The 14,430-nt window shown below is 40.9% G+C and carries 10 protein-coding genes; 5 read left to right on the top strand and 5 right to left on the bottom strand.

What is annotated here, in order from left to right:
* The first annotated feature begins 178 nt into the window (after positions 1-178).
* Positions 179-2,005, top strand: coding sequence for a transglutaminase domain-containing protein (locus tag CHB62_RS01625; protein ID WP_176414832.1), 1,827 nt, complete (start codon positions 179-181; stop codon positions 2,003-2,005).
* 52 nt (positions 2,006-2,057) lie between these two features.
* Complete coding sequence (locus tag CHB62_RS01620) at positions 2,058-4,190, top strand: DUF3857 domain-containing protein (RefSeq protein ID WP_089365421.1); 2,133 nt, start codon at positions 2,058-2,060, stop codon at positions 4,188-4,190.
* Between the two features lie 596 nt (positions 4,191-4,786).
* On the opposite strand, the gene CHB62_RS01615 is transcribed toward CHB62_RS01620, so the two are convergent.
* The 3 genes from CHB62_RS01615 to CHB62_RS01605 are packed head-to-tail and all read right to left on the bottom strand — an operon-like array spanning position 4,787 to position 7,477.
* On the bottom strand, positions 4,787-5,665 hold the full coding sequence (locus tag CHB62_RS01615; protein ID WP_089365420.1) for a DNA-methyltransferase: 879 nt from the start codon (positions 5,663-5,665) through the stop codon (positions 4,787-4,789).
* The gene (locus tag CHB62_RS01610; protein ID WP_089365476.1) at positions 5,662-6,486 is read right to left on the bottom strand and encodes a type II restriction endonuclease; all 825 of its coding nucleotides are present in this window, start codon (positions 6,484-6,486) and stop codon (positions 5,662-5,664) included. Before CHB62_RS01610 ends, CHB62_RS01615 begins: the two co-directional genes overlap by 4 nt.
* Before the next feature lie 16 nt (positions 6,487-6,502).
* Positions 6,503-7,477, bottom strand: coding sequence for a DNA adenine methylase (locus CHB62_RS01605; RefSeq protein ID WP_089365419.1), 975 nt, complete (start codon positions 7,475-7,477; stop codon positions 6,503-6,505).
* Between the two features lie 808 nt (positions 7,478-8,285).
* Here CHB62_RS01605 and CHB62_RS01600 point away from each other — a divergent pair.
* The 3 genes from CHB62_RS01600 (at position 8,286) to CHB62_RS01590 (ending at position 11,129) form a co-directional block, all read left to right on the top strand.
* A complete protein-coding gene (locus tag CHB62_RS01600; RefSeq protein ID WP_089365418.1) occupies positions 8,286-9,362 on the top strand; it encodes an ankyrin repeat domain-containing protein in 1,077 nt (358 codons plus the stop codon).
* Between the two features lie 115 nt (positions 9,363-9,477).
* Positions 9,478-10,098: a DUF2238 domain-containing protein gene (locus CHB62_RS01595; protein WP_089365417.1), complete on the top strand. Its 621-nt coding sequence runs from the start codon at positions 9,478-9,480 to the stop codon at positions 10,096-10,098.
* A 173-nt stretch (positions 10,099-10,271) separates the two neighbouring features.
* Positions 10,272-11,129, top strand: coding sequence for an enoyl-ACP reductase FabI (locus CHB62_RS01590; RefSeq protein WP_009012595.1), 858 nt, complete (start codon positions 10,272-10,274; stop codon positions 11,127-11,129).
* A gap of 548 nt (positions 11,130-11,677) precedes the next feature.
* On the opposite strand, the gene CHB62_RS01585 is transcribed toward CHB62_RS01590, so the two are convergent.
* Both CHB62_RS01585 and argS read right to left on the bottom strand, forming a co-directional pair.
* The gene (locus tag CHB62_RS01585) at positions 11,678-12,145 is read right to left on the bottom strand and encodes an RNase H family protein (protein WP_089365416.1); all 468 of its coding nucleotides are present in this window, start codon (positions 12,143-12,145) and stop codon (positions 11,678-11,680) included.
* Positions 12,146-12,376: 231 nt separating this feature from the next.
* On the bottom strand, positions 12,377-14,197 hold the full coding sequence (gene argS / locus CHB62_RS01580) for an arginine--tRNA ligase (protein ID WP_089365415.1): 1,821 nt from the start codon (positions 14,195-14,197) through the stop codon (positions 12,377-12,379).
* Positions 14,198-14,430: the final 233 nt, after the last annotated feature.

The following is a 14,430-nucleotide window of genomic DNA, read 5'->3' as shown; positions in this document are numbered from 1 at the left end:
CAACAAAGTTAAAAAGAAAGTAGGTAACAACAACATAATTTTACGATGTTATTAAAAAAATATAAGACTTTTATGTCCTATTCAGAATAATTTTCTATCTTTGCACGTGGTCTTTATTTCACATTTTCAAGTTATTACCAATAGGCAGTATAACGATTTCTATCTATTTTATCTTCAGATGGTAAGCTATTTAAAAACAATCCGTTCGCTGGTTACAGTACTTCTTTTCACGTGCTGTACGACTTATGCTCAGGCACAACAATGGGATGACAAGATTCTTATCTCACAATGTGACGAACAATACACATTGACTTTTGATGGTGATAAACCTATTGTAAAGAACATAGAGAAAATCACTTATCAGTCTAATTCTGTGACGAAAGTAATGCCAGAAACCACTGTCTTCTATGGAGAATTTATCTCTTTGGATAATATCTCGGGGCATGGTCAGAAGCAATATACGAATGTCACTCCTGAAAATGTGTTCTACGACGATACGAAGGCATGCACCCTTCAAGGTGAGATAAGTAAGAAAGGCAAAACAAGCAGTGCTTCCTTTGAGCGCACCTTTAAGGATATTAAGTATTTCACACGTGTTTATTTGCTCGAGGACTATTTCATTCAGCACAAGACACTGACCATCACTATTCCTAAGAAATTGGCTGGTTATAGGCTTAAAGAGATGAACTTTGAGGGCTATAACATACAGGTAACACATGAGTCAACACCTACGGATGAAGTTTACCGCTATACCATGACGAACTGCAATCGTATGAAAGAGGATCCGCACATGCCTCCTTCTTCAAGTGTCTATCCTTATCTTTTAATTATCGGTCCCTTTGCTGATGTCAACGACTTGTACACCTGGTCGATGAAAATGGCTGACGTGGATTGCAATATACCTAATCTTCAGTCGCTCTTAGCCGAGATTAATAAGACAAGTAAGACTCCCGAAGACCGCATAAGCAACACTTATCGATGGGTGCAAGACAACATTAGATACATAGCCTACGAAGCAGGAATAGCCGGGCATCGCCCAGATACACCTGCCGAGGTGCTCCGTAAGCGTTATGGTGATTGTAAGGGAATGGCCTTATTGCTCACTACCTTACTTAAAGCACAGGGTTTCGATGCTCGTTGGACAGATATAGGAACGGAGGAGATACCCTTCAAGATGAGTGATGTCCCTACTCTTGCAAGTGCCGATCACGTGATTTGTACGCTCTTATATAAAGGTAAGACTTACTTTATTGATGCTACTTGCAAGCACATCCCATATACTTATACACCGCAGCACATACAGGGCTCGCAAGCAATGATTGCCAATGGCGACCGCCCAAGACTTGAGATTGTGCCCGTCAGAAAGCCTGATGAGTCTATTGATAGCCTCTCTTACAATTACCAACTACAAGGAGATGCACTTGTGGGAACGGCTACCTATATGACTCGAGGCGATATGAAGGAATGGTTTATGACGGTTTCTGACAAGGCTGGGAGCAAACATAACGATGATTTACTTGCCAATAACCTTAATTCAGACACACATAATATGACGGTGTCTGACGTGAAATGGGTGGATGATGATCCTCGCCACGAATGGGGAAAGTTTACTGGTAACGTCGTTAATAAGCCTGCTGTGCAACAGGCTGATGGTGAGTTATATATCGAGATGAGTCCACATAATAATCTCTTCGATGCTCGCATAGATACGACACAACGTACACATGATTTCTATTTACCAGTTCGATGCAATGTAGTTAGGCAAGCTGTGCTAACCATTCCTGCTGGTTATCGTGTAGATTACTTACCTTCTTCAGCTACCTTTAATACTCCAGAGGGTACGTTCACCTGCCAATTTGTGCAGAATGGGAACGTTATCACTTTCCGTCAAAAGATGCAAATAAACAAAAGGCAAATCCCATTAAAGAACATACCACAGTGGAATGATGCGCTAAGGAAGTGGACAGATGCTTGTAACGAGCAAGTTGTCTTGAAGCGAAGATAGCCTTTTCTTCGTTCGTTTTAACTGCTATTAATTATTTTCAATACATATAATTATGAAAAAGCTAATCACATTGCTACTCCTCACCATCATAGCTCTTCCTATGATGGCATTCGATGATGAGGACTATCAAAAGTTTGCACGTGAAGTGAAAGCGGAGGTCTGGAAGAAGGATCTCCCACAATTCAACAATCGTACAGTACCGGCACAGTATAATAAAGAGTCGGCTGTTGTCTTGGCGAGATATGAGGAGGTTGGAGTCGACTATAGCAACCGCTTCAGTGCGCTTAGCCTTGGTAAGGTGAAGCAATGTACGGGTACTCACCTCGTCCGTAACCTTGTGAAGATTAATGATAAGGCTGCTTTGGACAAGTTCTCTACGTTTGAGTTCCGCACATACGACTATTCTCTCAATAATGGACTATGGCGTAACGACCGCCGAACAGTGCTCGGTGTGCGTGTTATCAAGCCCGATGGAACGATTAAGGAAGTAGAAGAAAAGGATTATCAAGACGATAACGAAGGAAAGAAAGGAGAAGAGAAACATGCAAAGCTTGCTGTTCCTAATCTGCAAGTAGGCGACATGATTGACTACTTCTACTATGACTATGACAAGTTAAGAGAGGAGAATATTGACCCAATAGTGTTCTTCTTTGGTGGTCAATATCCTATCCTTGATTATCAGGTTCATTGCTCTATTGATAAGGACTTATGCACTCAGTACCGCACAATGAATGGTGCTCCTGACTTTAAGCAAGGCGCTGACAAGGATGCTGTTGTTCTTGATGTTCGTGAGAAGAATATCGATAAGACTATGCCCGATTACGCTTACAATCCATTGGCGCAGACACCTTATACAATGTTATTCATCAATGCGGACGTAGTTTTAGAGTACATTCCAAAGAGTATGAAGACCAAAGGTTTGCAGGCAAACCCCGATGCGAAGGTTATTCAAGAAGATGCTTGGACACTCTGGGATGTGACTACTAGCAAGTGGACATTCTATAAGATGTTCAACAAAGTGATTGATGAAGCGAAGAAAATCAGCGATCCAACAGAGAGAGCAAACTATGTCTACAACTTCGCTATGTTGAATACCTTGGTGCATAATAATCCTTATTTCTCCTACAGGAACTTTGGTTCTGTATTCGCATTCCTACTTGATAAGCTCAAAGTACCCTACTCACGTTTGTTGGTAACTAACCGCATGACCGAACCTATTGGGCAGTTGGCGAATATCTGGAACGTAACAGATGGATTCATGTTGAGTAATGGTCAGTGTTATTTCCCTCTAAGTACTCGATACGTTACTACGGCTAACACCATCCCTTCTATCTATCAGAACCGAGACGCTGTGGCTACTGATGCCAAGAAGAAGTTCCAAAAAGGACCTTTTAGAAACGTGACAGTGCCGGGTAGTCAGGCGAAGGATAACACGGAGAAGGTGGATATTGATGCTACTATCGATGGTATCTTGCTGAACATCAAACGCCAAGATGCAACCACAGGATGCGACAAGGAAGGTAACATCATGGACTATACTTCAGCCGAGCAGATGGCTCGGGCATGGGGTGCTGACTATGGCGTAACAAAGTTCGCACAGCTTTATGACAAGGGATTAAACGTTGCTGACCAGCGAGCAGCAGAACGTGCAGAGCAAGATAAGAAGTCTATTGCTGATAACTTCAGCGATGAGATTAAGGGATATCACGACCGTGCGGCAGTGAAAGTGAATGACACTAAGGTACTCTCATGCGGTGAGAAGGATAAACCCTTTACTTATCTTGTAGATTACCAGATGGATGGTCTGGTCAAGAAAGCCGGTCGAAACCTTGTAGTCTCTGTCGGTCAGCTTGTCGGCCAACAGGTTCATATAGAGGGAGCAGAGCGTCAGCGCAATGTAGATATTATCTATCCTTACCCAAGAACCTACTCTGTTACAGTACGTCTGACCATTCCTAATGGTTATACAGTATCTCCCGAAAGCTTGCAGAAACTCAATTCTAATGTAGATAATAGTGCAATATCCTTTACTTCAAAGGCTTCTGTCGAGGATGGTAAACTATTAATGACTTTCGAGAAGGTGTATAAGCAGTACCGAGTGCCAGTTTCTCAGTGGTCAGATGTGTTATCTGCTCTTGATAAAGCATACGATTTCAATAGTTTACAAGTTATTTTGAAGAAGTAATCCAAACTCTCTCACGCTTCTCATAGAACCCTTCCCATTCTCTCTGAAAGGGAAGGAGATTCTAACGAATGTTAGCTTGAAAGAGGAGAATGAAACCTTAATATGGCGGACAGATACCCAAATCTGTCCGCCTTTTTGTTGTCTCTTCTACCTTACAATACGCTATATAAAATATTTCCAAAGAGCCAATACACCTCTTTTTCAATAAAGTCTTGTTGATAGAGGGAGACGTAAGGCACCCCTCTCCCTCGTTCCGTTTTCTCAAGTAGATTGATAAGCAGTTGTTGAGTAATCCACAAATCGGCTTGGAGAAAGGCGTAGACATCCTTCACCAGATTAAACCAATAAAGATAGTTCCTCTACCAAATAAAGTTAAGCATGTTGTCTTTGTCTTTTTCTATTTACGTCCCCGAGAAGCCGTATTCTATATCTTTTAAATTGCAGAGTAATTCTTCTTTATTTTTGATACATCTCCCTAACATCTTCCTAATTAGGTGGTGTTACTATGTCTTAACACCTATTTAAAGATTATGTGGTAGATATGTTTGCCAATATCTCTTAGATAGATATCTTTATGACACCTAATTAACAGTATCCTAAATCCAAGGAGTGTTGTAGCACGCTTGTGAGCTATCGGATACGACAGAGGTGTCCGATGCGGGTATGATGTTATTCTTTTCTAATCGTTTGAGGTAACTCCATCGAATGTTTGGGTCTTCTAATTCAAGTCTTCTTGCCTTACTCATATTCAGAAACTCTTCCTCCTTCTCCAGCCCAAGATAGTTTCTTCCCAACAAGTTTGCGGCTATGCCTGTTGTAGCACTCCCACTAAAGGGATCGAGAATCCACGCATTAACTTCAGTACTTGCCTGAATTAGTCTTGCTAATAGGCCTAATGGTTTTTGTGTAGGATGTTTTCCACATGTCTTCTCCCATATCCCAATAGCTGGTAAGTGCCATACATCTGTCATCTGTTTATTCCCATTTAGTTCTTTCATTAAGGCATAGTTAAAGTAATGGGGTACTTTTGAAGATTTACGCGCCCAAATAATAAACTCAGTAGAGAATGTAAAATAACGACAAGAAATATTGGGTGGAGGATTCGTTTTAGCCCATGTTATAACATTCAATATCTTGAATCCTAATTTTAATAACTGTTGTTGTACACTGAAAATATTATGATGTGTACCTGATATCCATATCGTGGCATTGTCTTTCATGTGCTCACGTACAGCAGAAAGCCAGCGCAGATTGAAAGTATCCAACTCTTCTGGCGTAGTTGGTTTGTCCCAAACACCCTTATCCACACAGACTATCTTGCCACTCTGATAGCTGATACCGCCACCTGACAGGAAGTAGGGAGGATCCGCAAAGACCATATCAAAGCCAAACTTAAACTTTGATAAGGTATCAACACAATCACCTTGAATAAGTGTGAAATCGTTGTTTGGTGATTTATAAAAGGATGAGATCATTCTTTAATAAGCTTCAGAAAATCACTTATACTTGTTAGGTTATAGACGCTGGGGATGATGTTATATGCTTCATGAAGTTTAGTTCTTGCATCCTTCCAGCCAATACCATCGGTAATCCATACGAACTCAAAGTTTGGAACTGAATTTACTTTTGGTGCAATGTCAGTATATGCACGAGCAACTTCGTTTAGTTTTGAGCCTCCTCCGCTATAGAAGTTTACTTCTATAAGATAAGTTTTTTGGTGTGCTTCTATTACAAAATCAAAGCGCTTCTCATCATCTCCTAAAACTCTTTTAATGTCTGTCCATTCTTTAGAATACACTTCTTTTCGATAAGTGATATTGTTGTCATCAAATATCTTAGATACCATGTTCTCCATAACATGCCCACTTCTATTTTTACGAGCATTACTATCAAGACCTGTTTCGATGCCGAAGACGTAATCAACAAGGTTCTTTATCCTTCCTTCTTTTAGTATATGAGCAAGTCCAGTGTCCTCTAAATACTCAACAACACTATCCACGCTTTCAAAGAAACTGTTAAGAGCAACACACTCTCCATTGGCGTTAAGCACCTTCTTCTGCCCATTACTGCGAACAGCAATGAGGGTATCTAAGATGCTGAAAGCCGTTTTGTCTCGTCCCCAAATCGTTTCAACACTTCGTCGAAGGTCGTTTGTTCCTATGAGACTATTCAGCATACATAGGCTTAACTTTATGTTCTCAACATTATTAGATATTTTATCAAAATCGCAGAAGAAGCCTAATGTTTGGTTTGTTTCCCGTAGTTGAGACATGAAAGTTCCAAAGTTTTTCTCCATATTCATTATGATTAAGTTAGACGATATGCGTTTTTAAGTTTGCTTCTCTTTCCAGTCTTAAGTTTTCGATGTAGCTTACTTTGGCGGTGTTGGCCTTAGTATTCAAATAATTGTGTACTAATATCTCTGTTAGTTTTCCTCTTTTATGAGGGTTGGAGTTAATACTTCTTGAAGCTACGAGGCGTTCTATTGAGTAAGATCTATAAAGATTATCAAAGAAATTGTCGTCTCCGTTCATTCCTTTACAGTCTGAATTGCTAAGCATAAATTTATGGCCAGCATCATGAATCTTATCACAATATTCTTTTAATCTTACCTGAGCGTTATCGTTAAAAGCCTCTTTTGTATAATCGTTAAAACTGGAAGTGTTACTTAAAGGGCGATAGGGTGGGTCAAAATAAAAGAGAGTCTTGCCTTGAGCATAGTCAAATGTTGCCTCAAAGTCAGCATTGATAATCTCAACCCGTTGTAACAGTTCGCTATCTCTTCGAATGGTATTAGGATCGCAAATAGTAGGATTTGCGTATTTACCAAAGGGGACATTGAACAGACCTCGCTTGTTTACACGATAGAGTCCATTAAAGCAAGTCCTATTAAGAAAAAAGAATAATGTCGTATTCTCAACTGCTTTTAAGTCCTTCTGATTGTAGTGTTCACGCATGTTTAGGAAGAATAATTTACGTTCTTCCTCTGTTTTAAGGTCCCGATAAGTGTTTTCTATATCGTACAATGCTTCTATTAATTGCTCTGGTAGGTCTCTAACCGTTTGATAACAGGTACAGAGATCGCTGTTGATATCATTGATGATAGCATGTTGAATACAAGGATAACGCTGTAACATATAGAAGAGCATGGCTCCTCCACCTACGAATGGCTCTATGTATGTAGCATTCTCCCAATTATCAAAGTCAGCTGGAAGCTGTGCTTCAAGTTGTTCAATGAGTTGGGTCTTACCGCCAACCCATTTGATAAATGGCTTTGCTTTAAACATATTACTTATAGTTTACTTGAGTAGACAAAAATACAAAAAAACTATGAAGAAGCCATATTTATTCAGATGAAAATAAGAATAATGTGTGATTACGGGGATGATTGAAGGGCTGTCATTCGTCTTTAATCATCTTACTATTATTACTATTTAATCGAATAGTCGACTGTCTCTGATTTTGTTTTATTTATTGTTTGGTTATCCCCCTTGTATATTTCATCCCTCCATGGCCTAAATAGCCATCTACAACTTTGTTATTAGTGGTACAGTCATGGGCCCTTTTAGGAATATAAGAGCTTAGATAAGGGGTATTTTGCACCTTGAAAATGTAAAGAAATCACGACGGTTTTGGTATGCTTAACCTTCTTCTTAAAATTATTTTCATGAAAAGAAATATTTTTTCTCACGTAAATAAATATTTTTTTTCATGAAGAAAATTATTTTTTTTCATGAAAATAATTCGAGAAGGGGATGGGGGGATGAGGTGGAACAGGGACGGGCGACTAATAAATGACGGCTTTTATACTAATAAAAAACGCTTGTTACCATTTTTGAGCAGTGCATTATTCTACTATTAAAAGCGCTTGTTTCTTTTCAGAGTTAGCGGCTTGTTCTACTATTAAAGGCTCTTGATTCCTTTTAGAAATAGCGGCTTGTTCTACTATTAAAAGCCCTTGATACCTTTTAGAAGTAGCGGCTTGTTTAACTTAAAAAAGCTTGCTTATGTCTTACTGTAGCGTTTTTTTTGCGTTAATGGTATGTTTTAGCTATTGAAATTCGTATCTTTGTTGCTGATTATATATGTAATCTTATGAAACTAAGTATTTTTGATAATACTCTTCCTTTGTGGTTAAGAAGGGTCTCATGGGTATTCCTTACGCCTGTTCCGATTGCTCCATTTGTCTTTATTTGGACTATAATGAACTATGACGGACCTACTAATGAATTGGAGAGAATTGGTATGCTCCTTCTCTTCAATAGCTATTCTCTATGGCTTATCGGGGTGGTTCAGTTGGGAGCTGTTCTGTATCGACGCTATCATAAGGTGCTCATCTCGATTATTCCGCATGCCATTCTTGTGTTGATTATAGGCTTGTTGATAATCTGGTTAGCACTTCGTCCTGCAGGTCCTTCTACGTTGGATGGGTATAGATATACGATATATCGTGATACACCAGCTGCCGAGCTTGCCACAGCAGTGGAGGATAATGATACAATGGAGATCGATCGTATCTTATCCAGTCAGCCAAAGCTGGTGAACTTCCAAGACACGCTTTATGGGCAGAGTGTGCTGAGGTTTGCTTGCTTGGATGGGAATGTAGCTACAGTGAAGAGCTTATTAAGGCATGGTGCTAAACCAAATCTCAGTAACTGGTATGATGGTAAGACGCCATTGATAAGCCTTTGTGAAATTCCAAATCCATCTGAGGAGCAACTCAAGATAGCGGAGATATTACTGCAACACGGGGCTACGGTGAAACCAATAAAATCTTACTTGAAAGATTTTAAGCGCCTACCAGATTCCGAAGACGATACTATCAGTTTGGCTCCATTGGACATGGCAGCAGGAAGAGGGGCGCTTTCAATGGTGAAGTTATTGTTGAAACATGGTGCAGACGTAAACTATCAAGAGTATTACACAGCTAATGATAGCACTTACAAAAGCTATTCAGCTGTTACGATAGCGATGATCGGTAGACGTTATGAGGTTGTTACTTATCTTTTGGAGCATGGTGCTAATCCTTTCCTGACGTTCTATGAAGACAATGAGACCTTGTTGTCTATGATTGAGAAGAGTCTTAAAGACCCAAGGATTAGCCCCTACGATAGGGAGCAGACGGAGAAAATCAAGCATGTGATTATGACCTACAAAGGGCGTTCGTATTGATTGAGCGTTTTAGTTGAGGCTTGTTAGGGATGAGAAGATGTTGAAGAGGTGTATTAAAAGTATTAATCTGTAAAAGAAAAAGCCACCTTTGGTGTGTTGATAGATTAAAAGTTTGATGATGGATAAGATAAGACTTACAATCGTATTAATGCTGGTGACGTTAACTATCGTTACCTGTATTCACCCGATTTATCCGAATGAACAGGTGCTACAACATATTGGTACAGTCTTGTTATTGGTACCTTTGACCATCGATGTGTTTAGGAAGCGATTGCCAATGTCGGCCTTTATCGGTATTAGTTGTTTCACGGTTCTTCATGTTATAGGTGCCCGTTACATTTATTCCTACGTCCCCTATAAGGAGTGGGCGGTCTCATTAGGTTTGGTAGAAAGAGGTTTCTTTCACGATCCACGCAATCACTACGACCGGTTAGTACACTTCTCATTTGGTGTGTTGTTCTTTCCTTATTTCGTATATGTTTGTAGGAAGTGGGTAAAACAATCATCTGTTGTAGCTGTTTTCATGGCGTGGCTGATGGTTCAGACGGGTAGTATGATTTACGAACTATTTGAGTGGCTACTGACGATCGTCATGTCTTCGGATGTAGCCGACAATTATAACGGACAGCAAGGAGACATGTGGGATGCACAGAAGGACATGGCTATGGCATTAGTGGGGTCTACAGGGATGCTGTTGATATATATGTTACGTTGTGTAATAGTGCGTAGGAAGTAGGGTAGAAATTAGGCTAACGGTAGGTTGATAAAGGCTCTAATGTCGATAACAAAGCCAAGACACGGGGGGAGTATTGGCATTTATAGATGTCATTTTGACGTAATTTATGTATAAATCCTTGGGAAATCAGCCTTTTTTTCTTACCTTTACACCAAATTTGAATAACGTAGATTATGAGTTACAACTTATTAAAAGGTAAAAGAGGTATTATTTTTGGAGCCCTCAATGAGAAGTCTATCGCATGGAAAGTAGCTGAGAGAGCCGTTGAGGAAGGTGCAGTAATCACTTTGTCAAATACTCCTGTCGCAGTGAGAATGGGTACAGTAAATGCCCTGTCAGAGAAGTTGAACTGCGAGGTTATCCCTGCTGACGCAACCAATGTAGAGGACTTAGAGAACGTGTTCAAGCGCTCTATGGAAGTGTTGGGGGGTAAGATCGACTTCGTTCTACACTCAATTGGTATGTCACCAAACGTGCGCAAGCATCGTACATACGATGATTTGGACTACAATCTGCTTGATACAACACTCGATATCTCTGCTGTATCATTCCATAAGATGATACAGAGTGCTAAGAAGTTGGATGCTATCAATGAGTATGGCTCAATCCTTGCTCTCTCTTATGTGGCAGCTCAGCGTACCTTCTACGGCTACAATGACATGGCAGATGCTAAGGCTTTATTGGAGAGCATAGGCCGTAGTTTCGGCTACATCTATGGCCGCGAGAAGCATGTACGTATCAATACCATCTCTCAATCACCTACAATGACAACCGCAGGGTCTGGTGTTAAGGGTATGGATAAGCTCTTTGACTTCGCCGATCGTATGTCTCCATTGGGTAACGCAAGTGCTGATGAGTGTGCAGACTATTGTATCGTAATGTTCTCAGACCTTACTCGTAAGGTTACAATGCAGAACCTCTATCATGATGGAGGCTTCTCTAATGTAGGTATGAGTCTACGTGCTATGGCCACATACGAGAAGGGTCTTGATGAATATAAGGACGAGAACGGTAATATAATATACGGTTAACAATCTCTAACCAAGTCCTACAAAGAAGGAAAAGAACCTACGGGAGGTAGTTTAGGTAGGCAACTTCTCTAACCTCTTCCGATGGTAGGAAGCGACTAACGAAAGCCCGTTAGGGTGAGAGACTGTCTGCTTCACTTTTCTAAAGGGGAAAGGGCTTGGGGATAATGTAAGATATAAGAAAAGCTTCAGTAGGCCGAGACTTACTGAAGCTTTTTGTTTTCTTTTATTGACGTATAGCCTTGACGGGAGTTTGCTTGTTAGTTCAAAGGAAAAGAGAATAGGGTTCTTTCTCTGTTGGGTGGACTGAGGTAGGTGTCTCAATATGGGTCGCTCTTTTTTAAAGAAGGCTGAAAAAGGCTTACAAGTAAGGGTTATCTGGCTTTTAGAAGGAGCGAAATAAATTTTTTATTAATGGTTTCTCCTCTTTTAAGAAGGCTGAAATGGGGTGTTTCAAGCTATTTGCGTTTAGATCTTGGCTACGCTTAGTAAAGGGCGGAATGAGCCTCTAAACCATGTCTTTCTCTCTTTAAGAAGATTGGGACAAGGGCTTATTTCCTTCCAAAGTCAGCAGGTATCTCCCCCCACTTCTTTGTTTCCCACTTTATAATAGGTGTCGTTATCTTATGCGTTTTGAGCCAGTGTTCAGCGCGGGCGATGACCTGGTGGAGTTGTTCTGTACCTGCGTTACGTACGAGAGTGGTCTTACAACGCTTTTTGTTCACCCATAAGATGGCATTATAAGAGTCGCTGTAAATGACTTTGTCCTTGATTCCCTGTTTCTCCATCAAGGCCAAGGCATGAACAATAGCAAGGAATTCACCTATATTATTCGTCCCCATTACTGGACCAAAATGGAATACTTGTTCTCCTGTCTGTAGGTCAACACATTGATACTCCATAGGTCCTGGATTACCAGAACAAGCGGCGTCAACAGCCCAAGAGGGACATTGCACCTCAGGTGGCAACGGCAATACGGTATCGTTGCGGTAGGTAGGAGGGTTTACAAGTTGGCTCATTGAATTTGCTGTTTACTGCTGTTGTTGTTTGTTGTTCTTTGATTCCAAAGCCATTATAGTTTGTTTTCTCTTATTTATTACTCCCTACTAATGGTTCTTACTCTTCGTTATAAGTAAATCAAAAGAGGGGGTACAGATTAATAAACTATTGTGTAGTAAGCTTTCTACAAGGTATATTAATCTATAACCCCATTAGGTCTCCCCGTCCTTGGAAGGGTCGGAGAGATAGTTTTACATCCTCTCTGGTACCTCAATACCAAGTAGTGCCATACCGTTCTTGATAACTTTAGCTACGTTCTTAGCAAGTATCAAGCGGGTAATCTTCTCTGCTTCGGTGTCTGCATTGAGTATGCTGTAGTCATGATAGAACTGGTTAAACTCCTTGGTGAGCTCATAGCAGTAGTTTGCTATACCACTTGGACTATAGTCAACACCTGCCTGTGCGACAGCAACACTAAAGTCGTTGAGCTTTTGAATGAGTGCTTTCTCCTTCTCATTGAGCGGTGCATCGTCGCTAAGGGATGTTGGTAAGGTGATATTCTGTGCTTCGGCCTTACGAAGAATACTGCGAATACGGGCGTAGGTGTACTGAATGAAGGGGCCAGTATTACCATTGAAGTCGATAGACTCCTCTGGGTTAAATAGCATGTTCTTACGTGCGTCGACCTTAAGGATGAAGTATTTCAAAGCTCCCAGACCCACGATACGTGCAATCTCGTCCTTCTCCTCCTCTGTAATACCTTCTAGTTTGTTCACCTTATCTTCGCTAAGTGTCTTCGCATTCACAATCATTGAGGCTACAAGATCATCCGCATCGACAACCGTACCCTCACGACTTTTCATCTTGCCGTTCGGTAGTTCGACCATACCATACGAGAAGTGAACAAGGTCTTTACCCCATTTAAAGCCCAAGCGGTCCAAGAGTATGGATAGAACTTGGAAGTGATAGTTCTGCTCATTACCCACGACATAAATCATCTTGTCGATAGGAAAGTCGTTGAAGCGCATCTCTGCCGTACCAATGTCCTGTGTCATGTAAACTGATGTACCGTCTTTACGCAGCAAGAGCTTCTGGTCCAAGCCTTCATCTGTTAGGTCCGCCCATACAGAGTTATCGTCTTTACGGATGAAGAGTCCCTTTGTAAGACCTTCTTCCACCTTCTTTTTACCAACGAGGTAGGTGTTTGATTCGTAGTAGATCTTGTCGAAACCAACTCCTAACGCCTTATAAGTCTCATCGAAACCAGCGTAAACCCAGTTATTCATCATCTCCCACAAACCACGTATCTCAGGGTCGTTATTCTCCCACTTAACGAGCATGTCATGTGCTTCCTTAATCAGTGGAGCCTCATGTTCAGCCTTCTCTTTTGCCTCATCGGCCGTCATACCTTCTTCTTCATACTGCTTTTGCAGTTGCTTACACTCCTCTTTAAAGTGCTTATCAAATAGTACGTAGAAGTCACCAATCAAATGGTCGCCCTTCTTACCAGCCTTTTCTGGTGTGATACCATTGCCCCACTTCTGCCAAGCCAACATAGACTTACAGATGTGGATACCACGGTCATTAACGATATTCGTCTTTACTACCTTATTGCCGTTAGCCTCCATAATCTGTGCCAACGACCAACCGAGCAAGTTGTTACGTACATGTCCGAGGTGGAGAGGCTTATTAGTGTTAGGTGAAGAGTATTCAATCATCACCAAAGGACTCTCCTCTGTCACCGGCTTCTCGCCGAATTTCTCGTCAGCGTTAATGTCGTTCAACAGACCCGTCCATGCTGCTTGTGCAATAACAAGGTTAAGGAAACCCTTAACAACGTTGAAGTCAGCCACAGCCTTGCAATTCTTCTTCAAGTATTCACCTATATCTTGTGCCGTGTCCTCAGGCTTCTTGTGTGAAGTCTTCAGTAGTGGGAATGTTACGAGTGTAAGGTTACCCTCAAAGTCGCTGCGTGTTTTCTGCAACTGAATCATCTTCTCTGGGACTTCTGTCCCATATAACTCCTTGACAGCTGCAAGTGCAGCAATGGTAATTTGCGCTTCTATCTTCATCTTTTATTACTTTTTATCTGTTTGCAAAGTTACGGAAAATCAGTTGAATAACGGCATGAGGAGGCTTGTTAATTCTCAATTCGTAAATTAGATGCCGTAATTAGGCTTACTTTTAAGCCAAAACACGTATGTTGTAGATTGTTATAACGAGTCCTACCCACCTTCTCCATTAGGTTTATATGCGGTTGTGTAACTCCTTTCTGATACTAACTTACAATAGAGTTGATAATCTA

Source organism: Prevotella jejuni (genome assembly GCF_900187995.1).
GTDB classification, from domain to species: Bacteria; Bacteroidota; Bacteroidia; order Bacteroidales; family Bacteroidaceae; genus Prevotella; species Prevotella jejuni.
The sequence above is the reverse complement of the archived record's forward strand: the minus strand, read 5'-3'. Positions and strand labels throughout refer to the sequence as shown.

Bases quoted from the DNA above. Each gene is read 5' to 3' on its own strand.
- CHB62_RS01610 (WP_089365476.1), bottom strand. From the start codon at position 6,486: ATGGAGAAAAACTTTGGAACTTTCATGTCTCAACTACGGGAAACAAAC.
- CHB62_RS01590 (WP_009012595.1), top strand. From the start codon at position 10,272: ATGAGTTACAACTTATTAAAAGGTAAAAGAGGTATTATTTTTGGAGCC.
- CHB62_RS01625 (WP_176414832.1), top strand. From the start codon at position 179: ATGGTAAGCTATTTAAAAACAATCCGTTCGCTGGTTACAGTACTTCTT.
- argS (WP_089365415.1), bottom strand. From the start codon at position 14,197: ATGAAGATAGAAGCGCAAATTACCATTGCTGCACTTGCAGCTGTCAAG.
- CHB62_RS01595 (WP_089365417.1), top strand. From the start codon at position 9,478: ATGATGGATAAGATAAGACTTACAATCGTATTAATGCTGGTGACGTTA.
- CHB62_RS01600 (WP_089365418.1), top strand. From the start codon at position 8,286: ATGAAACTAAGTATTTTTGATAATACTCTTCCTTTGTGGTTAAGAAGG.
- CHB62_RS01620 (WP_089365421.1), top strand. From the start codon at position 2,058: ATGAAAAAGCTAATCACATTGCTACTCCTCACCATCATAGCTCTTCCT.
- CHB62_RS01605 (WP_089365419.1), bottom strand. From the start codon at position 7,477: ATGTTTAAAGCAAAGCCATTTATCAAATGGGTTGGCGGTAAGACCCAA.
- CHB62_RS01585 (WP_089365416.1), bottom strand. From the start codon at position 12,145: ATGAGCCAACTTGTAAACCCTCCTACCTACCGCAACGATACCGTATTG.
- CHB62_RS01615 (WP_089365420.1), bottom strand. From the start codon at position 5,665: ATGATCTCATCCTTTTATAAATCACCAAACAACGATTTCACACTTATT.